The 24087-nt window shown below is 63.9% G+C and carries 28 protein-coding genes and 1 pseudogene; 20 read left to right on the forward strand and 9 right to left on the reverse strand.

Annotation, left to right across the window (positions count from 1 at the left end; all coding sequences use genetic code 11):
* Positions 1-387: 387 nt before the first annotated feature.
* Positions 388-1275, reverse strand: a complete 888-nt coding sequence (locus A9K65_RS02615) for a D-alanyl-D-alanine carboxypeptidase family protein (RefSeq protein WP_013528386.1) — start codon at positions 1273-1275, stop codon at positions 388-390.
* Between the two features lie 216 nt (positions 1276-1491).
* Between A9K65_RS02615 and A9K65_RS02620 the strand changes: the two genes are divergently transcribed.
* The 3 genes from A9K65_RS02620 to A9K65_RS02630 all read left to right on the forward strand — a co-directional run bounded on the left by A9K65_RS02620 (position 1492) and on the right by A9K65_RS02630 (position 5257).
* A complete protein-coding gene (locus A9K65_RS02620; RefSeq protein ID WP_027161060.1) occupies positions 1492-3306 on the forward strand; it encodes a hypothetical protein in 1815 nt (604 codons plus the stop codon).
* A 119-nt stretch (positions 3307-3425) separates the two neighbouring features.
* Positions 3426-4526, forward strand: a complete 1101-nt coding sequence (locus A9K65_RS02625; RefSeq protein WP_064992834.1) for a hypothetical protein — start codon at positions 3426-3428, stop codon at positions 4524-4526.
* A gap of 110 nt (positions 4527-4636) precedes the next feature.
* Positions 4637-5257, forward strand: coding sequence for a nucleoside triphosphate hydrolase (locus A9K65_RS02630; protein WP_013528389.1), 621 nt, complete (start codon positions 4637-4639; stop codon positions 5255-5257).
* 42 nt (positions 5258-5299) lie between these two features.
* Here the strand turns inward: A9K65_RS02630 and A9K65_RS35575 are convergent, their stop codons facing one another.
* The 4 genes from A9K65_RS35575 to A9K65_RS02650 all read right to left on the reverse strand — a co-directional run bounded on the left by A9K65_RS35575 (position 5300) and on the right by A9K65_RS02650 (position 8050).
* Positions 5300-5608 carry a hypothetical protein gene (locus A9K65_RS35575; protein ID WP_198327556.1) on the reverse strand — a complete coding sequence of 103 codons (309 nt, stop codon included), beginning with the start codon at positions 5606-5608 and terminating at the stop codon, positions 5300-5302.
* Between the two features lie 105 nt (positions 5609-5713).
* Entirely contained in the window at positions 5714-6418 is a 705-nt protein-coding gene (locus A9K65_RS02640) for a glutathione S-transferase N-terminal domain-containing protein (protein WP_027161063.1), read from the reverse strand.
* Positions 6419-6581: 163 nt separating this feature from the next.
* The gene (locus A9K65_RS02645; protein ID WP_063170976.1) at positions 6582-7790 is read right to left on the reverse strand and encodes a beta-ketoacyl-[acyl-carrier-protein] synthase family protein; all 1209 of its coding nucleotides are present in this window, start codon (positions 7788-7790) and stop codon (positions 6582-6584) included.
* A 5-nt stretch (positions 7791-7795) separates the two neighbouring features.
* Positions 7796-8050 (reverse strand): acyl carrier protein, encoded by a 255-nt coding sequence (locus A9K65_RS02650; RefSeq protein ID WP_013528393.1) that lies wholly within the window; start codon positions 8048-8050, stop codon positions 7796-7798.
* Between the two features lie 221 nt (positions 8051-8271).
* On the opposite strand from A9K65_RS02650, the gene A9K65_RS02655 reads away from it, so the two are divergent.
* Genes A9K65_RS02655 through A9K65_RS02675 form a run of 5 tightly spaced genes read left to right on the forward strand, consistent with a single transcriptional unit; the run spans position 8272 to position 10630 of the window.
* On the forward strand, positions 8272-9099 hold the full coding sequence (locus A9K65_RS02655) for an urease accessory protein UreD (protein WP_084015581.1): 828 nt from the start codon (positions 8272-8274) through the stop codon (positions 9097-9099).
* Between the two features lie 28 nt (positions 9100-9127).
* Positions 9128-9430, forward strand: coding sequence for an urease subunit gamma (locus A9K65_RS02660; protein ID WP_013528395.1), 303 nt, complete (start codon positions 9128-9130; stop codon positions 9428-9430).
* Between the two features lie 10 nt (positions 9431-9440).
* A complete protein-coding gene (locus A9K65_RS02665; RefSeq protein ID WP_027161066.1) occupies positions 9441-9695 on the forward strand; it encodes a DUF1272 domain-containing protein in 255 nt (84 codons plus the stop codon).
* Between the two features lie 33 nt (positions 9696-9728).
* Positions 9729-10316 (forward strand): HupE/UreJ family protein, encoded by a 588-nt coding sequence (locus A9K65_RS02670; protein ID WP_064992831.1) that lies wholly within the window; start codon positions 9729-9731, stop codon positions 10314-10316.
* A gap of 8 nt (positions 10317-10324) precedes the next feature.
* Positions 10325-10630, forward strand: a complete 306-nt coding sequence (locus A9K65_RS02675; protein WP_064992830.1) for an urease subunit beta — start codon at positions 10325-10327, stop codon at positions 10628-10630.
* Positions 10631-10650: 20 nt separating this feature from the next.
* Here A9K65_RS02675 and A9K65_RS02680 read toward each other — a convergent pair whose 3' ends face one another.
* Together A9K65_RS02680 and A9K65_RS02685 are read right to left on the reverse strand one after the other, a co-directional pair.
* A complete protein-coding gene (locus A9K65_RS02680) occupies positions 10651-11139 on the reverse strand; it encodes a hypothetical protein (protein ID WP_063170973.1) in 489 nt (162 codons plus the stop codon).
* Positions 11140-11268: 129 nt separating this feature from the next.
* Entirely contained in the window at positions 11269-11652 is a 384-nt protein-coding gene (locus tag A9K65_RS02685; RefSeq protein WP_064992829.1) for a hypothetical protein, read from the reverse strand.
* 179 nt (positions 11653-11831) lie between these two features.
* Here A9K65_RS02685 and ureC point away from each other — a divergent pair, with 179 nt between their 5' ends.
* From ureC to A9K65_RS02720, 7 genes are all read left to right on the forward strand, one after another.
* A complete protein-coding gene (gene ureC, locus A9K65_RS02690; protein ID WP_198327616.1) occupies positions 11832-13547 on the forward strand; it encodes an urease subunit alpha in 1716 nt (571 codons plus the stop codon).
* 89 nt (positions 13548-13636) lie between these two features.
* Positions 13637-14230: a hypothetical protein gene (locus tag A9K65_RS02695; RefSeq protein ID WP_064992827.1), complete on the forward strand. Its 594-nt coding sequence runs from the start codon at positions 13637-13639 to the stop codon at positions 14228-14230.
* Positions 14231-14333: 103 nt separating this feature from the next.
* Entirely contained in the window at positions 14334-14921 is a 588-nt protein-coding gene (gene ureE / locus A9K65_RS02700; protein WP_064992826.1) for an urease accessory protein UreE, read from the forward strand.
* Positions 14914-15585, forward strand: a complete 672-nt coding sequence (locus A9K65_RS02705) for an urease accessory protein UreF (RefSeq protein ID WP_064993024.1) — start codon at positions 14914-14916, stop codon at positions 15583-15585. Before ureE ends, A9K65_RS02705 begins: the two co-directional genes overlap by 8 nt.
* On the forward strand, positions 15582-16022 hold the full coding sequence (locus A9K65_RS02710; protein WP_024502040.1) for a DUF3995 domain-containing protein: 441 nt from the start codon (positions 15582-15584) through the stop codon (positions 16020-16022). The genes A9K65_RS02705 and A9K65_RS02710 overlap by 4 nt, the downstream gene beginning before the upstream one ends.
* Positions 16019-16663: an urease accessory protein UreG gene (ureG, locus tag A9K65_RS02715; protein WP_027161074.1), complete on the forward strand. Its 645-nt coding sequence runs from the start codon at positions 16019-16021 to the stop codon at positions 16661-16663. Before A9K65_RS02710 ends, ureG begins: the two co-directional genes overlap by 4 nt.
* Positions 16664-16740: 77 nt before the next feature.
* Positions 16741-17508, forward strand: coding sequence for a class II aldolase and adducin N-terminal domain-containing protein (locus tag A9K65_RS02720; RefSeq protein ID WP_064992825.1), 768 nt, complete (start codon positions 16741-16743; stop codon positions 17506-17508).
* Positions 17509-17592: 84 nt separating this feature from the next.
* On the opposite strand, the gene A9K65_RS02725 is transcribed toward A9K65_RS02720, so the two are convergent.
* Positions 17593-18225: an HAD family phosphatase gene (locus A9K65_RS02725; protein WP_064992824.1), complete on the reverse strand. Its 633-nt coding sequence runs from the start codon at positions 18223-18225 to the stop codon at positions 17593-17595.
* Positions 18226-18484: 259 nt separating this feature from the next.
* On the opposite strand from A9K65_RS02725, the gene A9K65_RS02730 reads away from it, so the two are divergent.
* Positions 18485-19444 (forward strand): sugar-binding transcriptional regulator, encoded by a 960-nt coding sequence (locus A9K65_RS02730; RefSeq protein WP_013528410.1) that lies wholly within the window; start codon positions 18485-18487, stop codon positions 19442-19444.
* Between the two features lie 37 nt (positions 19445-19481).
* On the opposite strand, the pseudogene A9K65_RS35870 reads toward A9K65_RS02730, so the two are convergent.
* Positions 19482-19666: pseudogene (locus A9K65_RS35870) on the reverse strand (hypothetical protein).
* Positions 19667-19776: 110 nt separating this feature from the next.
* Between A9K65_RS35870 and gcvA the strand changes: the two are divergent.
* The 4 genes from gcvA to A9K65_RS02755 all read left to right on the forward strand — a co-directional run bounded on the left by gcvA (position 19777) and on the right by A9K65_RS02755 (position 24049).
* A complete protein-coding gene (gene gcvA, locus A9K65_RS02740; RefSeq protein WP_013528412.1) occupies positions 19777-20682 on the forward strand; it encodes a transcriptional regulator GcvA in 906 nt (301 codons plus the stop codon).
* Positions 20683-20906: 224 nt separating this feature from the next.
* Positions 20907-22217 carry a sugar ABC transporter substrate-binding protein gene (locus A9K65_RS02745; protein ID WP_013528413.1) on the forward strand — a complete coding sequence of 437 codons (1311 nt, stop codon included), beginning with the start codon at positions 20907-20909 and terminating at the stop codon, positions 22215-22217.
* 123 nt (positions 22218-22340) lie between these two features.
* Entirely contained in the window at positions 22341-23213 is an 873-nt protein-coding gene (locus tag A9K65_RS02750) for a sugar ABC transporter permease (protein ID WP_064992823.1), read from the forward strand.
* Between the two features lie 11 nt (positions 23214-23224).
* The gene (locus A9K65_RS02755; protein ID WP_013528415.1) at positions 23225-24049 is read left to right on the forward strand and encodes a carbohydrate ABC transporter permease; all 825 of its coding nucleotides are present in this window, start codon (positions 23225-23227) and stop codon (positions 24047-24049) included.
* Positions 24050-24087: the final 38 nt, after the last annotated feature.

Genomic DNA, 24087 nt, shown 5'->3' on the forward strand with positions numbered 1-24087 from the left:
TGCCAATCTCCCCCCTTGCGGGGGTTGAGGAGCGGTCCGCGCAGCGGGCGGAAAGCCAATTGCTTGGCTTTCCGAGCGACGAACATCCGGCAGACAGAGGGGGGCGCTGTCCCGCCAACGTGCACAAGGTTCTGCAGGGCGGCGGGCAACAAAAAACCCGCCTTGCGGGCGGGTCACGTTTCCAGTCGATCAATTGGCGCGACTCAGCACCATACCGAAAATAGTAGCATAGCTGCCCTCAGGGTCAAGAAAAAATTCCTATCGATATCCATCCCCGCGCAGCCAAGCGCGATGCTTGCTACCGGCAGCTCGCCCTTCGCAGGCTCAGGGCGTTCGTCGTTCAAAAAGCCAAGCAATTGGCTTTTTGTCCGCTACGCGGACCACTCCTCACTGCTCGGCGAACATCAGCCTAGTCTTGGCGCCGTCCGTGGTCGGCGACAGGCTGCGCTGGATCAGCGCTTCGACGTGGTCGTTGCGCTGGCGGGCTGAGTCGGCGCCCATCACCACGACGATCAGATTGCGGCCGTCGGCATTGTAGGAGGTGACGATGTTGAAGCCCGACGCCCTGATGTAGCCGGTCTTGATGCCGTCGACGCCGCGCACGCGGCCGAGCATGTCGTTGTGGCCGCGCACCAGCCGGCCGCGGAACATGAAGTCGCTTTCGGAGAAATAGTGGAACTGCTGGGGAAAGCGCTGATGCAGCGCCATGCCGAGCACCGCCATGTCGCGCGCCGTCGTCATCTGGCCATCGTCGGGCAGGCCCGACGCGTTGCGGAAGGTGGTGCTGGTCATGCCGAGCTGGCGCGCCTTGGATGTCATCATGGCGGCGAACTGATCCTCCGAGCCGCCGAGATATTCGCCGACCGCCACCGCCACGTCGTTGGCCGATTTGACGACGATGGCGCGGATCGCGGAATCGACGTCGATGCTTTCGCCGCGCCGGAAGCGCATCTTGGTCGGCGGCTGCGAGGCGGCATGGTCCGAAACCGGGATCTGCGTTTGCTTGCTGACGCGGCCGGACTCCAGTGCCTCGAACAAAAGATACAGCGTCATCATCTTGGTCAGCGAGGCGGGGTAGCGCTGCGCCGTCGAGCTGACCTCGAACAGCTGCTTGCCGGTCCTGGCGTCGACCACGATGGCCGCATATTTCTGCGCCGGCGCGGGCACGGCCAGCACGCTGTCGGGCGGCGTCGTGGCGCAGCCGGCCAGCAGCACCAGCAGGGCTAGTGCCGCAAAAACTCTCTGGATGAGCGGAAGGGGACGCAGGTAGGACAAGGGCTGGACTGTTCTGGGTCGGCTGTTGCTGAGATGAGACGACGCTAACGTAACGCAGCTGTTGCGTCCATTTGGTTAATGCCGGTTAGCCCCAGGATTGTCGAGCCGCGCAAGCTTGGCATCCGCCGCGAAAACGCCGGTTTTCCCGTGTCTTTGCTTGCCAAGGCCGCGTTTTCCGTGGGAAGGGGCGTGGTATCGAGGGCTTGGGGGCTTGGCATGACGAATATCGGGGCCGGGGGCGCTGCGCCCTCGCTTATCAGGGCATCACTCAGCCGCACCGGCAAATGGGCCGGCAGCGTCGCCTTTGTCGGGGGTGCCGTATCCGACATCCTCAATCCGCTGGCGCCGTTCGCCGCCTATGTCGCGCTGGTCGCCGCGGTGGCCGCAATCATCATCGCCATTGCCATCGTGCTCCGGCTGGTGCTGGCGGCCAAGGCGCTGCCGGCCTTGATCTTCGCCACCAGTGCGGCGGCCGTCGCCGGCGGCGTCTACGGCCTGCAGCAGCAGACCAACGCCCAGCACGGGGTGATCGCCAGCCTGGTGCCGGCCATCGCCGGGCTGCAGCAGTCGATGGGCATCGTTACCGAGAAAGTTGCGAAGATCGAGCAGACCGTCACGCAGACGCAAAAGACGGTCGAGGCGGTCAAGCAGTCGACCGACACGGTGGCGAAAAAGACCGACGAGATCGCGTCCGTCCAGCAGCAGCAGACTGAGCAGACGGCGGAAGTGCAGAAGACCACCGACGAGGTGAAGAAGGAGACCGAGACGCTGGTCGCCGGCCAGGCGCAGCAGCAGGCCCAGACCGAGAAGCTGCAAGCGACGACCGTGCAGATCGCCGCCTCGATCGACATCATCGCCAAGGGCTTTGCCGCCTTGGCCGCGCAGGGCGGGGCGATCGCCGAGCCGAAGCGGCCGGACGAGTTCTACCACAATGCCCGCGTCTACGAGCTGTCCGGCGACATGCTGAATGCGCGGCGCTCCTACCTCGCTTTTGCCGGCTTCGACGTCGACGCCATCGACCCCTATACGCGCTTTGCCACGCTGCTTCGGGTGCAGGACGGCAAGGCCGGCGCGCGTGAGGTGTTCGGCGCGCTTGCCGACAAGGGCAAGGCGCTGTCGATCAAGCTCGTGCATATCCAGCAGTTCGACGACGCCCAGCGCCTCGACAAGCTCAACGCCTTCATATCAGCCAATCCAGATTTCGCGCCGGCCTATTTCCTGTTGGCGCAGGAGTTTTCCGAAGACCGCCTCGGCGCCCAGACGCTGGCCGACAAGCGCAACGAGGCCAAGGCGCTGACCAAGTTCACGTCCTACGAAAAGGATGGCGGGCTGCTCAAATATTTCGTCGACCAGACGCAGTTGGCCGACTGGCTGGACCGCAGCCGCAGCCGGCTGGCGGCGCTTGGCGACGTGCTCGACCCCGCCCGCTTCGTGCCTTCGCTGACGCCGATGCGCTCCAACCAGGGCTGGTCGATGACCATCTCGCTGCCCGAGCCGGCGACCGCCATCTCCTGGCGCATGGGCGACAGCGGTCCGTTCACCGACACCGGTTTCCTGGCCATGAACGACCAGACGACCGGCAAGCCGATGGCCAATCCGAGCTTCGAGATGCCGGACAGCACGGTGGCGGGGATCATTGCGATCAAATATCTCGACATCAGGGGCCGCGAGACCGGCCCGTTCGACATCCGCTTCGACCCCGAGACAGCGCTTCAGCAAGGCAACAAGCAGATCCTCGACCAGTTCTGGACCTCGTGGATCGCCTTCGATGCCAGCGGCAACCACGGCCTGGTCTATTTCACCCAGATGCTGTCCTACCGCTGCGCCATCAAACAGGTGCATTACAGCCTGAACGGCGCGGCACTCGACAAGGAGATCAAGATGCCGCCTTGCGACAAGAAGGACCCCTACGCCATCCCCTACGATTACCAACCCTATTTCAAGGTCGCCGACAGCGTGAAATCGATGTCGGTGCAGGTTACCTACACCGACGACACCAAGTCGCCGGTGCGGGAATACAAGCGACAGTAGCTCACCCTCCCCTTTGTGGGGAGGGTGAAAGGGCGCTGATGCAAAAATGCCCTGTCGCAGTGCTTGCGCAACCGCCGCCGAACGGTTCAGTTTGCGCCTTCAGAATCGGTGACAGCGCAATGACCATCCACACCATCAAGGCCAGAGGCATTTCGGTTTCGCTCGACCTCACGGTCGGCCACATCGCCGACATGGTCGTCGAGGGCGGCGGGCGGCAGCTGAAGCCGCTGCATCGCGCGCCCTGGGTCGATGCGAACGAGACGCTGCCGAAAGACCTGCCGGAAGGCACGGTTCGGCTGTCCGGCGATTTCCTCTGCGCGCCGTTTTCGCGCAGCGATGTCGAGGAAGCGCCGCTGCATGGCTGGACGGCCAACAGCGCCTGGGATGTCGTCGAAAGTGTCGCGACCGACGATGGCTGGCGCGCCGTCTACCGCTTGCGGCACAAGGTAATGGGCGCTTCGGTCGACAAGATCCTGACGCTGCACGACGGCCATCCCTTCCTCTACCAGGAGCATGCGTTTTCAGGCGGCCATGGTGCCATCTCGGTCGCCCATCACCCGATGACGGCCATGACCGGCGGCGGCAGGCTGGCCTTTTCGCCGAAGCGTTTTGCCGCGACGCTGGACGACCCGCTGGAGCCCGATCCCGCACGCGGCCGCTTCATGCTCGCCTATCCGGCGCGCTCCGCCGATCTCGGTCATTTTCCCGCCGCCGGCGGCGGCACGCTCGACCTGACGGAATACCGTATGGATGACCGCCGCGAGGATTTCATCACGCTGGTCGAAGCCGACCATGGCGGGCCGGGATGGACCGCGCTTGCACGACAGGCCGAGGACGATCTGGTGCTGGTGCTGAAGAACCCGGCCGAACTGCCAATCACCATGCTGTGGTTCAGCAATGGCGGGCGCGACTACGCCCCATGGAGCGGCCGCCACCTTGGCGTGCTCGGCATCGAGGATGGCCGCGCTGCCGTCGGCCATGCCGCCTCGATCGGCGACAACTGGCTGAAGCGCGAAGGGGTGGCGACCGCTTTTGCGCTGGGCGAAGGCCAAAGCGTGTCCTTTCGCCACGTCATCGGCGTCCTGCCGCTGTCGGGCGGCGAGCCGCCGCGGGACGTCATGACGGCGGATGGCCGCATGCGGCTGCAAGCCGGTGGTTCGACGCGGGAGGTTCCCTTCGACAGCGATTTCCTGCGCATCGGCCAGCCGCTGGCCTCGTAGGTGTGATTGCGCGGCCGCAGGGTTTGAAATTTCCGTGAACTGTCGCCAAGATGTGGCCGAAATCATCATGCGGAACATGGTGGATCTGAAGCTCTGCCAGAGAGGCTCTCATGTCCGAAATCGCCCATCTCGCCGCCACCATCTTCAAGCGTGCCGGCAAGGCAAACCGCTTCATCGTCGCCATTGCCGGTCCACCGGGCGCCGGCAAGTCGACGCTGTCGGCAAGGCTGCATGAACTGCTGCCCGAAGGTGCAGCGGAGGTCGTACCGATGGACGGCTTCCACTATGACGACGCCGTGCTCGAGCGGCGCGGTCTGCGCGCGCGCAAGGGCGCGCCGGAAACCTTCGACTTTGCCGGTTTTGAGGCCTTGCTGAAGCGTATCCGTGCCGGTGAACCCGACATCGCCATTCCGGTCTTCGACCGCAGCATGGAACTGTCGCGCGCCGCAGCCTCGATCGTCGCCACAGAAACCAAGTTCATCCTGGTCGAGGGCAATTACCTGCTGCTCGACGAAGAGCCGTGGTCGCGGCTGGCGCCGCTGTTCGATTTCTCGATCTTCGTCGACGTGCCGCGCAACGAGCTCGAGCGCCGCCTGATGGAGCGCTGGCACGAGCATGGCCGCTCCGATGAAGATGCGCGCGCCTGGATCGCTTCCAACGACCTGCCCAACATCGAGCGCGTGCTCGCGCGGCGCAGTGCCGCCGATCTGGTGATCGGCCTTTCCGCTTGATTCGACGGATTGTGCAAGGGGAACCTTAAGACTTTCAGGCCGTTATCCCGACACGACAATTGTGCCAAAAGAGGGATTCGGTCCAATGGCAACCAAGGCAAAAAAGCCTGCGCCCGCCAAGGGCAAGGCGACCCAATCCAAAATCGGCGCCGGCCCGGCGATGACAGCCCGTTCCAAGGACGCCAAGCCGGCTTTCGGCAAGGCAGCGCCGAAGAAAGTGGTGCCGGCCGCAGCGAAAGCCGCGCCAAAAGCCGCAAAGCCGAAGAAGCCCGCGAGTTCCAGCCACTCCTTGGGCGGCAGTGCGATGCGCACGGCCAAGGCCACGGCCAACGTCGCTGCCGGCGCGGTCATGGTCGCCGCCCGAGGTGCTGCGTCGCTCGCTGCTTCCGTCATTGGCAAAGGCGGTTCGAAAGCCAAAGCGAAGGCGAAATAGCCGCGCTTCGGAGGCTGGTTTTGCTATCCCTTGGCCGGGATGGTCAGGCCTTTTTGCACCGCCGGCCGCGCCAGGCCGCGCTCCAGCCATGTTCCCAGATGGGCGAAATCGTCAAAGCCGACGAGTTCGCGCGCTTCGTAGAATCCGATCAGGTTGCGCACCCAACCGAGCAGCGAGATGTCGGCGATGGTGTAGTCATTGCCCATGATCCACTTGCGCCCTTTCAGCCGGCCGTCGAGCACGCCGAGCAGTCGCTTTGACTCGTCGCGATAGCGCTCCAGAGGGCGTTTGTCGGCGATCTCGCGGCCGGCGAATTTGTGGAAGAAGCCGACCTGGCCGAACATTGGCCCGACCGAGGCCATCTGGAAGAACACCCACTGGATGGTCTCGTAGCGGCGCGCGCCATCAATGGGCATGAGCAGGCCGGTCTTTTCAGCGAGGTAGAGCAGGATGGCGCCGGATTCGAACAGGCCGATCGGCTTGCCGTCCGGGCCGTTGGGATCGATGATCGCCGGTATCTTGCCGTTGGGATTGAGCGACAGGAATTCCGGTGTCCAGCTTTCGTTCTGGCCGATGTTGACCCAATGCGGCTCGTAAGGAAGGCCGAGTTCCTCCAGGGCGATCGATATCTTCACCCCGTTCGGCGTTGTCGCCGAATAGAGCTGGAGCTGGTCCGGATGCTTGGCCGGCCAACGCGTTGCGATCGGAAAGGCGGACAGGTCTGCCATGGAAACTCCTGGATGAGGATTCGCGCCGAGCGGCGCGGTTTTGGCGGGTCGGCCAAGGATTAGACGCGGCGCACGGCACGATCAATATGGCGGCGAAGGGTTTCATCGAGCACGGACAGTCAACGGAATGGCCGGCCTGGGGCAGATCCGCCCGCCCCTTAGATCAGACAGCCTTGAAGGCCAGCACGGCATTGGTGCCGCCGAACGCGAAGCCGTTGCTGATCGCGGCGCGCACCTTGCGCTCGCGCGGCACATTCGGCGTGACGTCGAGGTCGCAATCGGGATCGGCCTCACGAAAATTGGCCGTCGGCGGCACGATGCCTTCGCGGATCGCCATCACGCAGGCGATCATCTCCAGCGCACCCGATGCGCCGAGGCAATGGGCATGCATCGACTTGGTCGACGACACCGAAAGCTTGTAGGCATGGTCGCCGAAGACGCGCTTGATCGCTGCCGTCTCGATCTGGTCGTTGGCCTTGGTGCCGGTGCCATGGGCATTGAGGTAGTCGACATCCTCGGGATTGAAGCCGGCATCGGCGAGGCAGGCGCGCATGGCCGCCGTCGGCCCTTCGACGGTCGGCGCGACAATGTCGGAGGCGTCGGCGGAGAGGCCGGCGCCGGCGACCTCGGCAAGGATGGTGGCGCCGCGCGCCATGGCGTGCTCGTACGTCTCCAGGACCGCCATGCCGGCGCCCTCGCCGAGCGACAGTCCCTGGCGGTCGGCCGAGAATGGGCGGCAGGTGTCGGGCGCCAGCACGCGCAGTGCTTCCCAGCCCTTCAGGATGCCCCAGACCAGCGGCGCATCGGTGCCGCCGGCGACCATCACGTCGGCGCGGCCAAGTCTGATCTGGTCGACGGCCGAGGCGATGGCGTGGTTGGACGATGAGCAGGCCGAAGTGACGCCGAAGACCGGGCCGCGCAGGCCCAGATTCATGCTGACGTGGCCGGAGGCCGCGCTTGGCATGACCTTTGGCACGGTGAAGATGCCGGCGCGGTTCTTGCCCTCGACCAGGATGGCGCGATAGCTCTCCTCGATCGCCTCCCAGCCGCAGACGCCGACGCCGACGACGGTGCCCATCCGATAGGTGGTGGCTTCATTCGAGACCAGGCCGGCGTGCTGCATGGCTTCCCTGGCTGCGATCGTCGCCAGCAGGCTGAAGCGGTCCATCGACACGGTCTGCTTGCGGTCGATGCCGTGATCGGGAAGCGTCTTGATTTCGCAGCCGACCTTGACCTTCAGATCATGCAGTTGGGGACTTGTGATCTGGCCGATGGCCGAGCGGCCGGCGCGCATCTCGTTCCAGATCGCGGGCGCGCTGGTGCCGAGCCCGCAAATGCCGCCCATGCCGGTGATGACAACGCGCTGCCGCATTCAGTTCAGGCTTTTTTCGCGATCAGCGCGCGCACAGCTTCGACCATGTCGCCGACGTTCTTCAGATTGCTCCAGGCGTCGACCGTGTTCATCTCGATCTCGATGCCATACTCTTCCTCAAGATCGAAGATAATCTCCGTCAGCTCGAGCGAATGGATGCCAAGCGAGGTCAATTCGGTGGTGGTGGTGATTTCTTCGCCGCCCGGCTCGGCATGAGCCTTGATCTTCGCGATGATATCCGTTGCCAGCTGGTCGGCCATTCGGTTCCTTCCCCACTATCTCGCGTTTCCCGACGCCGACTGAGCAGCGCCCCTTTTTCTCCTGGTCTCAAGCCGCCGTCGTCGTTTAATACCCCCGCCAAGCGCAGCATGACCGTACCAAGGTGGTTCCCTCTATAGAAACCGAAACGTTGTCAAGCAACAAGCTATATCGAACTCCATATCGACAAAGCCGCCGGAGTGCTTAACGTGCAGGCATGGATATGGGCGAACATGGCGGGATTTCGACGCAGCGCGTTGCGGGCGTGGCGCGGCTTTCCTGTGCGCTTGGCGAGGGCCGCACGCGCTTGCGGCGCCTCTATCAGGACGGCGCCGCCAAGATAAGAATGCCGGCCGTCTCGGCCGATCCGCTCGAAGCGGTGCTGATCAACACCGCCGGCGGAATGACGGGCGGCGACCGTATCGCCTGGGACGTGGATGTCGGCGCGGCCGCTTCGGCATCGATCACCACGCAGGCCTGCGAGAAGATCTACCGGGCGGCATCCGACCATGCCGAAGTGCGGGTCAATTTGTCGGTAGGCGAAAACGGCCGCATCGCCTGGCTGCCGCAGGAAACCATCGTCTTCGACCGGGCGGCCTTTGCCCGCACGCTCGACGTCGAGCTTGCCGTCGGCGCCGAGGCGCTGGTGCTGGAAGCCGCCGTCTTCGGCCGCCTGGCGATGGGCGAACGCGCCACGCAGGGCAACTTCCATGACCGCTGGCGTGTGCGTCAGGATGGCGCCCTCGTTCATGCCGAGGATTTCCGCATCGGGCCCGATATCGCCGCAACGCTCGATCGCCCGGCGGTTGCCGGCGGCGCGATCGCGGTGGCGACATTGCTTCTGGTGTCGCCGCGCGCCGAAGCCCTGCTCGATCCGGTTCTGGAGATCGTCGGCGACCAGGGCAGCGCCAGCGCCTGGCGCGTGAAGAAATCTGGCAAGCTTCTTGCGAGGCTCTACGCCGGGGATGGCTACCGGCTGCGCCAGCGGCTGGTTCCACTCGTCGAATTGCTCAACGGAAGGGCGGGGTTGCCCAAATTATGGTCACTATAGGCCTGCCTCTACCAATCCAGGGAAACGCATGAACCTGACGCCGAGGGAAAAGGACAAGCTGCTGATCGCCATGGCGGCGATGGTGGCGCGCAAGCGGCTCGAACGCGGCGTCAAGCTCAACCATCCGGAAGCGATTGCGCTGATCACCGATTTCGTCGTCGAAGGCGCCCGCGACGGCCGTCCGGTCGCCGAACTGATGGAAGCCGGCGCTCATGTCGTCAGCCGCGCGCAAGTCATGGAAGGCATCGCCGAGATGATCCATGACGTGCAGGTCGAGGCGACGTTTCCCGACGGCACCAAGCTGGTGACCGTGCACGAACCGATCCGTTGAGGAGGACAGGATGCTGGAGCTGCGTCCCAACTGCGAATGCTGCGACAAGGACCTGCCGCCCGAGGCGACGGATGCGCTGATCTGCACCTTCGAGTGCACCTTTTGCGCCGGATGCGTGGAACAGGTGTTGGGCGGCATCTGCCCCAATTGCGGCGGTGGTTTTTCGGCGCGGCCGATCCGCCCGGCAGCGATGCTGAAGAAATATCCGGCGTCGAGCAAACGCGTTCTCAAGGCCGAAGGCTGCGGCCCCCGCAAGGCGGCGTGAACACCAGACCGAGCAAAACGAAAGGCAAACAGAATGATATCCGCCAAACGCCTCTGCCTGTCGGCGATCCTGCTGCTGGCCGCCGCCCTGCCGGCCTATGCCCATGTCGGCCTGGGCACCACCTCCTCCTTCACGGCCGGCTTCATGCACCCGCTCTCCGGCCTCGATCACATGACGGTGATGATCGCGGTCGGGCTGTGGGCGGCGCTCAAGGGCGGCAAGGCGGTTCTTGCCTGGCCGGCTGCCTTTGTCGGCGTCATGCTGGTTGGCGGCGCGCTGGGCATGCTGCATATGCCGCTGCCCTTCGTCGAACCGGGCATACTGGCATCGGTCGTGACACTCGGACTGCTGGTGGCGCTGGCGATCGATCTGCCGGTCTCGGCCGGCGTCGCCATCATCGGCCTGTTCGCACTTTTCCACGGCCACGCGCATGGCACCGAGGTGCCGGAGAATGCCGGCGGGCTTGAATACATGGCCGGCTTTGCCATCGCCACGCTGTTACTGCATGCCACCGGCATCGCCACCGGTCTCGGTCTCGGCATCCGGTTTCGTGGCCTGGCCCGCGCTGCCGGTGCCGCCTGCGCGGCGATCGGCATCGGTCTCGCCTTCGGCATCGTGTGAGGGTGACCATGATCCCCGGTGAAATCACCACGGTGGGCGGCGACATCGAGCTCAACAAGGGCCTGCAGACCGTCACCCTGAAAGTCGCCAACAGCGGCGACCGGCCGATCCAGGTCGGCAGCCACTACCATTTCTTCGAAACCAATGAGGGGCTGAAATTCGACCGCGAACGGGCGCGTGGCATGCGCCTCGACATTGCCGCGGGCACGGCCATGCGCTTCGAGCCGGGCCAGGAGCGCGACGTCACGCTGGTGCCGCTCGGCGGCAAGCGCGAGGTCTACGGATTTCAGCAGAAGGTGATGGGCAAGCTGTGAAATCTTCCGGCGCGCTCAGCTCAGTTCGATGGCTTGGCCGCGGCGTAGATGACGATCTTTCCGGGATTGTCGAATTCGACGGCGAGGACATCCTGCGCCTGCACGCGCCGCGATTCGATGGCGTTGAACAGCAGCGCGTTGGCCTCGATCTCCTTGCGCAGCTCCGTAATGTCGTCCTGATGCTGCTTGACCTTGGCCTCGATCTCCGGCGGCGGGCCGCCTTCGCTGCGCGCGGCATCGGTGAGGAACACGATGTCGACCTTGTCGAGCTTGGATGTCTTGCGCACCGTGCCGATGTTTTCACGCGTGCGGTCGATCGCCGTGTTGACGTTGCCGGCCTCAGTGTTGGCCTTGGCCTCTTCCTGCTTGACCTGCGAGCCGACGATGCGATTGACGGTCTCCGTGCTTTCCAGTCCTTGCGCCTTCAGTCCGGCAGCAGGACCAGCCGCCGCCAGGAACGTCATGGCGGCGACTGCCTGCATTCTGGTCGAGAAAGAAGTGATCGCCATCGCTCGCTCCTGAGAGAAATCGTTTCGGGGCGCGGGTTAGCGCGAAAAGAACAAAACGAATCCCGCCCGGCGAAGGTTCCATTCCCGATGCGGCCGGCCGGCCGGATGCCGGCCCGCCATACCGTGGCGTCAGCTCGCCTTCTTGGTGATCAGGGTCAGTGCGCCATTGGGTTCCATACTGGCTGCGACCACCTGCGCCGAGGTCATTCCCTTGGCCTCGAGCGCCGACTTGACCTTGGGTGTGGCGTCGATCGAGCTGCGCAGTTTCTTCAAGCCGTCATCGCCGCGCTGGGCGATCACCTGGTTGACCTGCGTCTGGGTGTCCTTTGGCAGCTCCGTGATGTCGACGATGTTGACGCTCTGGATCGTCGGAACGGCCGGCTGAGCCTGGGGCGTGGCTGGAGCAGGCGTTGCCGGCGCCGGAGCGGGCTGTGGCGCGGGTTGCTGCTGGGCACTGGCGGCGCCCGCCAGCATCAGGCTGGCGGCGGCGGCAAGAGCTATCGTTTTGCGCATGGATTTTCCTTTCCATCGATTGGCAAACGGTCGGTCTGGGGTGACCCCCTAACCTCAACCGCCAAATGGGATCAGAAGGTGTCGCCCAGCAGGTCATTGCGTGACCATAGGATGGCAGCAATGTGCAGCCGCGCTTCAATCCAACCGCATTTCGGCAAACCGCATTTCGGGAGCAATCGCTGATGGCCAGAATTACCCGCGCCGCCTACGCGCAGATGTACGGCCCGACGGTCGGCGACAGAGTGCGGCTTGCCGACACCGAACTGTTCATCGAGGTCGAGAAGGATCTCACCATCCATGGCGAAGAGGTGAAATTCGGCGGCGGCAAGGTGATCCGCGACGGCATGGGCCAGAGCCAGGTTTCCAGGGCGCAAGGCGCCGTCGATACCGTGATCACCAACGCGCTGGTGATCGATGCCAGTGCAGGCATCTTCAAGGCCGATGTCGGGCTTCGCGACGGGCGCATCGCGGCCATCGGCAAGGCGGGCAATCCGGACACGCAGGATGGCGTCACCATCATCATCGGCCCCGGCACCGAGATCATCGCCGGCGAAGGCAAGATCCTGACATCAGGCGGCTTCGACGCGCATATCCACTTCATCTGCCCGCAGCAGATCGAGGAAGCGCTGATGTCAGGCATCACCACCATGCTCGGCGGCGGCACCGGTCCGGCGCAGGGCACGCTGGCCACCACCTGCACGCCGGGGCCATGGCACATGGCCCGCATGATCCAGTCCTTCGACGCCTTTCCGATGAACATCGGCCTGTCGGGCAAGGGCAATGCCTCGCTGCCCGCCGCGCTCGAGGAAATGGTGCTGGGCGGCGCCTGCTCGCTGAAGCTGCACGAGGACTGGGGCACGACGCCGGCGGCCATCGATTGCTGCCTGTCGGTCGCCGACGATTACGACGTGCAGGTGATGATCCACACCGACACGCTGAACGAATCCGGCTTTGTCGAGAACACGGTCGCCGCCATCAAGGGCCGCACCATTCACGCCTTCCACACCGAGGGCGCCGGCGGCGGCCACGCGCCCGACATCATCAAGGTCTGCGGCCTGCCCAACGTCATTCCGTCTTCGACCAATCCGACGCGGCCCTACACGGTCAACACGCTGGCCGAGCATCTCGACATGCTGATGGTCTGCCATCATCTGTCGCCCTCGATCCCCGAAGACATCGCCTTTGCCGAAAGCCGCATCCGCAAGGAGACCATCGCGGCGGAAGACATTTTGCACGACATCGGCGCCTTCTCGATCATCTCGTCGGATTCGCAGGCCATGGGCCGCGTCGGCGAAGTCGCGATCCGGACCTGGCAAACCGCCGACAAGATGAAACGCCAGCGCGGCTCGCTGCCGCAGGAGACCGGCAACAACGACAATTTCCGCGTCCGCCGCTACATCGCCAAATACACGATCAACCCGGCCATCGCGCATGGGCTGTCGAAAGACATCGGCTCGATCGCGGTTGGCAAACGCGCCGACCTGGTACTGTGGAACCCGGCCTTCTTCGGCGTCAAGCCGGACATGGTGCTGATCGGCGGTATGATCGCCGCCGCCCCGATGGGCGACCCCAACGCCTCGATCCCGACGCCGCAGCCGATGCATTACCGGCCGATGTTCGGCGCCTATGGCAAGGCCAGGACCAACTCGTCGGTGACGTTCGTTTCGAAAGCAGCGCTCGAGTCGGGACTGCATGGCAGGCTCGGTGTCGACAAGCAGTTCGTCGCCGTCGAAAACACCCGCGGCGGCATCGGCAAGCATTCGATGGTGCTCAACGACGCCACGCCGCATGTCGAGGTCGATCCGGAAACCTACGAGGTGCGCGCCGACGGCGAGTTGCTGACCTGCGAGCCGGCGACGGTGCTGCCGATGGCGCAACGGTATTTCCTGTTTTGAAGCGGCGCTTCCACCGGGCGAGCATCCGTTGCAGCCCTTGGTGGAAGGCAGCACTATGCGGCCAACCAACAGCTGCATTGTGATCGAGCATGACCACCGAAATCGCTTCCGCCCACGACATCTTCCCGCACATCCGCATCGTCATGGGCATGGTGATCGGGCTTGGTGTCGCCCGCCTGCTGTCGGGGGTGGCACGCATCGTCCAGCATCCCGGCCAGTACAAGCTCTATACCGTGCATCTGGCCTGGGTCGTCTCAGTGCTCCTGATGCTGGTGCATTTCTGGTGGTGGGAGTTCGGCCTCTACGCCATCGAAACCTGGACCTTCGGCAAATATTTGTTCATCATCTTCTACGCGATCACGCTGTTCCTGCTGTGCGCGCTTTTGTTTCCCGATTCGATGCTGGACTACACCAGCTACGAGGATTTTTTCTATTCGCGGCGGGCGTGGTTCTTCGGCCTGCTGGCGGCGACCTATCTGCTCGACGTGGTCGACACGCTGCTGAAGGGGCCGGAGCATTTCGCCCGCTTCGGCAGCGAGTATCTGTTTCGCACGCCGGTCTTCGTCGTGCTCTGTATCATCGCGATCCTGGTGCGCGACCGCCGCTTCCACATCGCCTTTGTCACGGCGGCGCTTATCTACCAGATATCGTTCATCCTGCGGCTCTTCGACACCATCGTCTGAACGAACGCGATGATCTAGCTTTGTTGGGGAAAGGCAGGGTTCGACATGTACAAGGCCATTGGATCGCGCGTGTGTGGGCACAAGCAAATGGGAAATCCATGAAATGAAGCTCAACCTCAACACCGACTTCACCAAATTCCCGCGCGCCGTCTCGGTGCTGTCCGCCGGCGCTGCCGGAACCACCCTACCGTCCGGCCGGGCCATTCTCGCCCATGACGAGCGGCATCTGCGCCGCCGGGCCATCGAACTTGCCGACGGCAGCAAGGTGCTGGTCGACCTGCCCGAACCCGTCGCCTTGAACGATGGCGACCGGCTGGTGCTGGAGAATGGCGGCCATATCGAGATCATCGCGGCACCGGAAGAGGTCTACGACATCCGCGCCCGCGATGGCGTGCATCTGGCCGAGCTCGCCTGGCACATCGGCAACCGCCATCTCGCGGCAGGCATCGAGGCCGGACGCATCCTCATCCTGCGCGACCATGTCATCAAGGCGATGCTGGAGGGGCTGGGCGCCACCGTGACCGACGTTTCCGAACCGTTCAAGCCGGTGCGCGGCGCCTATTCCGGGCATGGCGGGCAAAGCCACGATCACGGCCATGCGCATGCGCACGCCGAAGCGCACAGCCATTCTCATGGCGAAGCGCATTCCCATTCGCACAGTCATGCCGGCCATCACCACGATCATGACTGACCAGCCTTCGAACATCGCCCTGCTGCGGCTGATGGCGTGGCTGTCGCCTGCCTTTCCGGTCGGCGGCTTTTCCTACAGCCATGGTCTCGAGCGGGCGGTGCATGACGGGTTGGTTGCCGATGCCGGGAGCCTCGCCGGCTGGCTGGAGACGTTGGTCGAGATGGGCTCGGGCTGGAACGACGCCGTGCTGTTCGCCGAGAGCTGGCGCCGAGCATGCGGCACCGGTGATCTCGATGAAGTGGCGGCACTCGCCGAAGCCCTGGCCGGCTCGCGCGAACGCCACACCGAGACCATGTTGCAGGGTGCGGCCTTCCTCAAAGCGGCGGCCGCCTGGCCTAATCCGGTGCTGGAGCGCCTGCCGGCCGAATGCGCCTATTGCGTCGCCGTCGGCGCCATTGCGGGTGGCAACGGGATCGCGCTTCAGGATGCGCTGTCAGCCTTCCTGCAAACCTTCTTCTCCAACCTTGTGCAGGCAGCGATCCGGCTTGGCATCGTCGGCCAGAGCGGCGCGACCACGTTGTTAGCCGGCTTCGAGCCGCTGGCCCTGGCGACCGCAAGCCGCGCCGCGCGCTCGACACTCGACGATCTCGGTGGCTGCGCCTTCGTCTCCGATGTCATGGCGATGAAGCATGAAATCCAATATTCGCGACTGTTCCGCTCATGATTTTTCTCGCCTTCTCGCTATCCTTTGTCCTGCTGCTGATCACCGTTCTGCATGTCTATTGGGGCCTTGGCGGCATCTGGCCGGGCCAGGACGCAGCCTCCTGCGCTCGCGCCGTGGTCGGCTTTCGCGGCGTCGATGAGATGCCAACGCCGTTTGCCAGTTTCGCCGTTGCCGCGTGCTTGTGCCTGGCGACACTATGGCCGCTGGCGCTCATGGGAGTCTTCGCTTCACCCTTCCCCAAGGAGGGTCTCGCCGCCACGTCGCTGCTCATCGGTCTGGTGTTCCTGGGACGCGGCATAGCCGGCTTCACGCCATGGTGGCGGCGGCTGACGCCTGAACAGCCTTTCGCGCGGCTCGATGTCCGCTATTATTCGCCGCTGTGCCTGTTGATCGGGCTCGGCTTTGCCATCCTCGCCATCACGGAGTTTCCCGCATGACACAGACAAATGGTCCGCTGCGCGTCGGCATTGGCGGCCCGGTCGGTTCGGGCAAGACGACGCTGACCGAAAAACTGTGCAAGGCGCTGCGCGACGAGTTTTCCATCGCAGTCGTCACCAACGACATCTACACCAAGGAAGACGCCATGATGCTGGCGCGGCTGCAGGCGCTGCCCGAGGACCGCATCATGGGTGTCGAGACCGGCGGCTGCCCGCATACCGCGATCCGCGAGGATGCCTCGATCAATCTGCAGGCGATCGCGCAGATGAACAGGAAGTTCCCGGACCTCGACATCGTCTTCATCGAATCCGGCGGCGACAACCTTGCCGCCACCTTCTCGCCGGATCTCGCCGACCTGACGCTCTATGTCATCTCGGTCTGCCAGGGCGAGGAGATTCCGCGCAAGGGCGGACCGGCGATCACCCGCTCCGATTTCCTGGTCATCAACAAGAGCGATCTGGCACCCTACGTGAACGTCAATCTCGATGTCATGGAGAGCGACGCCGGCCGCATGCGCGGCAAGCGGCCGTTCGGCTTCACCGACCTGTCGCGCGGCAAGGGTCTGCAGGAGGTGATCGATTTCATCGTCGAGCATGGCGGCCTGCGAGCCGGCGCTGCCGCTGCCAGCACGGCGGCGTGAGCATCCCTGCACCAACCAAAACCGGTTGCGGGAATGGGCTGGCCACGGCATTCTTGCCGAAACCGGAGAATTTTTCGATGAGCCTTGCCCGTCTGCAAAAGGAAACGCTGACCAACCTGCCCTACTATGAGGAGCGCGTCGATCTCGCCTGTGCCTTCCGCTGGACGGCGCGGCTCAACATGCACGAGGCGGTGGCCAATCATTTCTCGCTGGCCGTCAATGATGAGGGCACACAATTCCTCATGAACCCCAACCAGGTGCATTTCTCGCGCATCAAGGCGAGCGACCTTCTGATGATCGATGCCAACGATCCGGAAACGCTCTCCGGCCCCAATGCGCCCGACCCGACGGCGTGGGGGCTGCATGGCGCCATCCATCGCAATGTGCGTCACGCGCGCTGCGTCATGCATGTGCACTCGATCCACGCTACGGTGCTGGCATCGCTCGCTGACTCGACATTGCCGCCGATCGACCAGAATTCGGCGATGTTCTTCAACCGCCATGTCGTCGACGCGCACTATGGCGGGCTGGCCTTCGAGGAGGAGGGCGAGCGCTGCTCGCAGCTTCTCGTCGATCCCAAGGTCAAGGTGATGGTGATGGGCAATCACGGCGTGCTGGTCATCGGCGACACGGTCGCCGATGCCTTCAACCGCATGTTCTATTTCGAACGCGCCGCCGAGACATACATCAAGGCGCTGTGGACCGGCCGCCCGCTGCGCACGCTTTCCGACGCGATCGCCGAAAAGGCGGCGAGCGAGATGGACGATTATCCCGGCCAGGCCGGACGCCATCTCAGCGAGTTGAAGGCGATCCTCGACGAGCAGGAACCGGTCTACCGGAATTGAGCGTCCTTCTCCCCATGCCGTCACTATACGGGGAGAAGGTGCCGGCAGGCGGATGAGGGACGGCGCCGACCTGGGCGGTTTTCCTCAGAGCCCCAGCTCTTTCCGCAATTCCTCGGCGCTGTTGATGACGACGGCGCCGGGCGGGCCTTCCATCGGCTTTTCCGGCCAGAAAATCGTCTTCATTCCCGCCGCCAGCCCTGCCATGGCGCCCGGCCAGCTATCGTCGATCGCCACCGCCTGCGCGGGGTCGACATCGGCCAGATACGCGGCGCGCAGGAATGGCTCGGCATGCGGCTTGCCTTCGCGCACGTCGTTGCGGCTGATCGTCTTCATGCCGGGGTAGATCAGGCCGACCATGCTCAAATTGGCGTCGACGATCATCCGGTCCGAATTCGAGACCACGGCCTGCTGGATGCCTCTTGCACGCAGCTCGTTGAAGATCTCGATCGCGCCGGGGCGCGGCTTCAAGCTCTCCACCAGCGGCAGGTAGTGTTCGTATTTGCGCAAGATCCAGTCGTCGAAAGGCAGGTCCAGGCCGAACTCGTCGCGCATCATCTCGTAGACCGGCCAGGCGGCGACGCCGAGCACGCGCTCATGCAGATCGTCCGGCGGGACAAGGCCGACATTGCGCATCGCCGCCACCAGGGCAGCTTCGTGCAGCGGTTCGCTGTCGACCAGCGTGCCGTCCATGTCCCAGAAAACCGCTTTCGGCGTCATGCGAGGCTCCTTTTTGCCATCCCTTAAAGGGTTTGAGCCGGGAGATAAACCTTCGGAGCGCAAGAACGTGCCGCCTGCCGGGACCGCAGCCAAGTCTCTTGGCGAGACAGACATCGTGGGGAGACGAGAAACTGGGCCGTGCCTACGCCGAGGGACAGCAAGCAATTGCCCCCGAGATTTGACAATTGCGCAGCAGGCCGTTCCCTGCGAAAGTGGGCATGGGCCGCTCTCATGACCGGCGGTCTCGGGAGGCAGGACTTTGAATAGCCGGCAGGATGGTGGCAGCAACAGGCTGGACGATGCGGCACGCGCCGGCTGGCTTTATTATGTTGCCGGCAACACACAGGACCAGATCGCTTCGACGCTTGGCATCTCGCGGCAAACGGCGCAGCGGCTGGTATCGCTGGCGGTGTCGGAGGGCTTGATCAAGGTTCGCGTCGACCATCCGATCGCCAACTGCCTCGATCTGGCGGCACGGCTGAGATCGCGCTTTGCGCTCGATCTGGTCGAAGTGGTGCCGAGCGACCCCAACTCGTCCTCGACCACGATCGGCATCGCCGAGGCGGCTGCCGCCGAGATCGAGCGACGGTTGCGTTCACCGACGCCGATCGTCATGGCGATCGGCACCGGGCGCACGCTGAAGGCGGCGATCGAGCAGCTGCCGCCGATGGAATGCCCGCAGCACAAGGTGGTGTCGTTGACCGGCAACATCTCGCCGGACGGCTCGGCCGCTTTCTACAACGTCATCTTCACCATGGCCGACAGGGTCAAGGCGCGTTCTTTTCCGATGCCGCTGCCGGTCATCGCCTCGTCGCCGGAGGAGCGTGAGATGCTGCTCAACCAGCCGATGATCCAGCCGACGCTTGCGCTTGCCGCCGAGGCCGACGTCACCTTCATCGGCATCGGCGACCTCGGCCCCAAGGCGCCGCTCTACGAGGACGGCTTCATTTCGGAGAGCGAATTGAAGGCGCTGCAGAAGGCCGGCGGCATCGCCGAGATCGTCGGCTGGGTGTTCGATAGGGAGGGCCGCATGATCGAGGGCATCACCAACGACCGGGTGTCGTCGGCGTCGCTGCCGTCACGCGAGAAATCGCTGGTCATCGCACTGGCGATGGGAGAACGAAAGCTGCCGGGCATTCTGGCGGCCGCGAACCGGCGGCTGATCAACGGCCTCATCACCGATGAACGGACCGCCGCCGCGCTGCTCGCCAGCATCTGACCGGAAGCACAACTGATTTGCGATAAAACCAACCGCGCTAGCTGTGCCGCCCGAAAGGGTCGTTGCCATCGAGAAAACCGAGATCGCGCTGCAGATGGGGCGACAGGTCCCTAATGTCGAGATGTGCCCGTTTTTGGCTGCGAACCAGCCGAATCCATCCGTCAGCCACGAAAACCAGCGATGATCGGGTGCGGAAGTGCATTTTTGCTGCGCCATGGTCATGATCGTCAACCTTCGCTATCCTGAACCCGAATGACGGGTTGACTGGAAATGTCGGTCTTGACGGCGGCCTTTGCCAATCGAACGTCGATAAGGACCCATAAGGAGGCTTTATGCCGGACCTCAGCTCTCGGCAGGTTTCACAGCTTCCGCCGCTGCAGGCGATCCGGGTGTTCGAAGCGGTGGCGCGGCATCTTTCCTTCACCAAGGCGGCCGAGGAACTTGCCATGACGCAAGCGGCGGTCAGCTATCAGATCAAGGTGCTGGAGGAACGGGTCGGCGCGCCGCTGTTCCTGCGCCGGCCGCGCCAGATCGCACTCACCGAGGCTGGACAGCGCCTCGCGCCAGCGGTCAGCGAGGCCTTTGCCATTCTCGGCCAGGCCTATGCGGCGGCGCGTGGCGGCGCCGACGGATTGCTGTGCGTCACGACGGTGCTGACCTTTGCCTCGAACTGGCTGGCGCACCATCTGGGCTCATTCCAGATCGCTCATCCCTCCCTTGCCGTGCGGCTCGAAACATCGAGCCGGCTGACGGATTTCGCCCGCGAGGATGTCGACCTCGCCATCCGGTCGGGCGGCGGCAAATGGCCGGGGCTGGAAGCCTACAAGCTGCTCGATGCCGATTTCACGCCGATGCTGAGCCCGAAGCTCGCGGCAAGCATCGGCGGCGTCAGGGAGCCGGCGGACCTGTTGCGGCTGCCGATCCTCGATCCCGGCGACATCTGGTGGACGCAATGGTTCGAGGCTGCCGGCGTGCACTCGCACGATCTCGCCAAACGGCCCGGCAGCAGCATGGGCGCGCAGGCCTATGAGGCCAATGCGGCGATCGCCGGTCATGGCGTCGCGATCCTGACCAGGGCGCTGTTCAAGGCGGAACTTGCCGGTGGGCGCCTGATCCAGCCTTTCGATCTGGTTGGCGACGACGGCCATGCCTTTTGGCTGGTCTACCCCGAAGCGCGCCGCAACGTGCCGAAGATCCGTGCCTTCCGCGACTGGCTGCTGGCCGAGATCGCCTGCTGACCGGCAGGCTTGCGGGCTGCATCTGGTCTCGCAGATCCATCCGCTGTTGCCGCACTGTATCCGGCCAGGACGCTCTTCGTCCTGGCAATTTCCGCTCGTCCCGGCCTGCGGTGTCGCCCGGGTGCTGCGCTGCAGCATCGAATCCGACTTGACATAATTCACGCCAAGTGAGTAATTGCCCAAAGCCAAGGCAAATGCTCATCTTGGTTCAAGGGAGGAATTTGATGAAACTTCGCACGCTCACCCTGGGCTTGTTGTCGGCCAGCACGCTTGCGTTCGCCGCACATGCCGAATCCATCACCATCGCCACCGTCAACAATGGCGATATGGTCCGCATGCAAAAGCTGACCGAGGACTTCACCAAGGCGAACCCCGACATCCAGCTCAACTGGGTTACGCTCGAAGAGAATGTGCTGCGCGAGCGCGTCACCACCGACATCGCCACCAAGGGCGGCCAGTACGACGTGATGACCATCGGCACCTATGAGGTTCCGATCTGGGCCAAGCAGAGCTGGCTTTTGCCGCTCGACAAGCTCGGCGACGACTACGACGCCAAGGACATCATCCCGGCCATTGCTGGCGGCCTTTCGGTCGACGGCAAGCTCTATGCCGCGCCCTTCTACGGCGAAAGCTCCTTCGTCATGTACCGCAAGGACCTGATGGACAAGGCCGGGCTGAAGATGCCCGACGCGCCGACCTGGGACTTCATCAAGCAGGCCGCCGACAAGATGACCGACCGCGCCAATGGCGTGAACGGCGTGTGCCTGCGCGGCAAGGCCGGCTGGGGCGAGAACATGGCTTTCCTGACCGCCATGTCGAACTCCTTCGGCGCCCGCTGGTTCGACGAGAACTGGAAGCCGCAGTTCGATCAGCCGGAATGGAAGAACACGTTGCAGTTCTATGTCGACCTGATGAAGGCCGACGGCCCCGAGGGGGCTTCCTCCAACGGCTTCAACGAAAACCTGGCGCTGTTCCAGCAGGGCAAATGCGGCATGTGGATCGACGCCACGGTCGCCGCGTCCTTCGTTTCGGACCCGAAGAACTCGACTGTCGCCGATAAGGTCGGCTATGCGCTGGCGCCCGACAATGGCCTGGGCAAGCGCGGCAACTGGCTGTGGGCCTGGTCGCTGGCCATCCCCGCCGGCACGCAGAAGGCGGATGCCGCCGAGAAGTTCGTCTCCTGGGCGACCAGCAAGCACTATGCGGAGCTCGTCGCTTCGAAGGAAGGCTGGGCCAACGTTCCTCCGGGCACGCGGTCCTCGCTCTACGCCAATGCCGAGTACCAGAAGGCCGCTCCGTTCGCCAAGATGACGCTGGACTCCATCAATGCCGCCGATCCGACACATCCGACGGTCAAGCCGGTGCCCTATGTCGGCGTCCAGTTCGTCGCCATCCCTGAGTTCCAGGGCCTTGGCACCACCGTCGGCCAGCTCTTCTCGGCGGCGCTTGCCGGCCAGTCGAGCGTCGACGACGCGCTGAAGCAGGCCCAGGACGCTGCCACCGCGGCAATGACCGAGGGCGGATACATCAAGTAAGGCTCCTCCCGGTGCCGACTGCCGGTCGCCTCCTTGACCGGCAACGGCCGCCCGAGTTCCCAGTTCGGGCGGCCGCCTTTAACGCCTTTTGAAAATTCCGTCTGACCAGTGAGGGTGACCGTCATGGCTACTCAGCAGACCCGTTCGCTTGCCCGTTTCATGATGGCGCCATCCGTGGTGCTGCTGTTCGTCTGGATGATCGTGCCGCTGGTCATCACCATCTGGTTCTCCTTCCAGCAGTACAACCCGCTCAATCCGATCCGCGACGGCTTTGTCGGCTTCTCGAATTACGCGCTGTTCTATTCCAACCCGGCCTTCCTGCAGTCGATCCTCAACACGCTCACCTTGGTGGTCAGCGTGCTCCTGATCACGGCGATCGGCGGCATCCTTCTGGCGCTGCTGATCGACCAGCCGATGTGGGGCCAGGGCATAGTGCGCATCCTCGTCATCTCGCCGTTCTTCGTCATGCCGCCGGTGGCCGCATTGGTCTGGAAGAACATGATCATGCACCCGCAATACGGGGTGTTCGCCGACATAGCCCGCTTCTTCGGGGCCCAGCCGATCGACTGGTTCGGGCAACATCCGATGCTGGCGATCATCATCATCGTCGCCTGGCAGTGGCTGCCCTTCGCGACGCTCATTCTTCTGACCGCGCTGCAGTCGCTCGACGGCGAGCAGAAGGAAGCCGCCGAGATGGACGGCGCCGGGTTCATCAGCCGCTTCATCTATCTGACGCTGCCGCACATGTCGCGCGCCATCACGGTCGTCATCCTGATCCAGACGATCTTCCTTCTCTCGGTCTATGCCGAGATCCTCGTCACCACCAATGGCGGCCCGGGATACGCCTCCACCAACCTGCCCTTCCTCGTCTACCAGAAGGCGTTGCTGGAGTTCAAAATCGGCCAGGCATCCGCCGGCGGTGTGATCGCCGTCATTCTCGCCAATATCGTTGCCTTCTTCGCCATGCGCGCCGTCGGCAAGAACCTGGACAAGTAAGGGAGGCTACGATGGCACGCTCAGTCACCACCCGGCACAAGACGATCGCGACGGTTGCCGCCTGGATCGTCGCCCTGCTGATCTTCTTCCCGATCCTCTACACGATCATCACCTCGTTCAAGTCGGAGCAGGAAGCCATCCAGGGCTTCAGCATCATCCCGTCGGGAACGTTCGAGAGCTATACCGAGGTCCAGGCACAGAGCGGCTACTTCAAGTTCTTCTTCAACTCGGTGCTGCTCTCGGTCGGCTCGACCATCCTGGCCCTGCTGGTCGCCATACCCGCGGCATGGTCGATGGCCTTCTCGCCGACCAAGCGGACCAAGGACATCTTGATGTGGATGCTGTCCACCAAGATGATGCCGGCGGTCGCGGTGCTGTTCCCGATCTACCTGATCTTCCGCGACACAGGCCTGCTCGACAGCCGCATCGGCCTCATGATCATGCTGATGCTGATCAACCTGCCGATCGTGGTGTGGATGCTCTACACCTATTTCCGCGAAATCCCTGGCGAGATCCTGGAAGCGGCGCGCATGGACGGCGCATCGCTGTGGAACGAGATCGTCTATGTGCTGACGCCGATGGCGGTGCCGGGCATCGCCTCGACAATGCTGCTCAACATCATCCTGGCCTGGAACGAGGCGTTCTGGACGATCCGGCTGACGACGACGGAAGCCGCACCCCTGACCGCCTTCATCAGCTCGTTCTCAAGCCCGCAAGGCCTGTTCTGGGCCAAGCTTTCGGCCGCCTCGACGCTGGCCATCGCGCCGATCCTGATCATGGGCTGGTTCAGCCAGAAGCAGCTGGTGCGCGGCCTGACATTTGGTGCGGTGAAATAACGGAATTGCCCGAAGCAATCGGCAGAAATAACCCCTCG

Origin of the sequence: Mesorhizobium sp. WSM1497, from assembly GCF_001672455.2 — a bacterium.
Classification (GTDB): Bacteria; Pseudomonadota; Alphaproteobacteria; order Rhizobiales; family Rhizobiaceae; genus Mesorhizobium; species Mesorhizobium ciceri.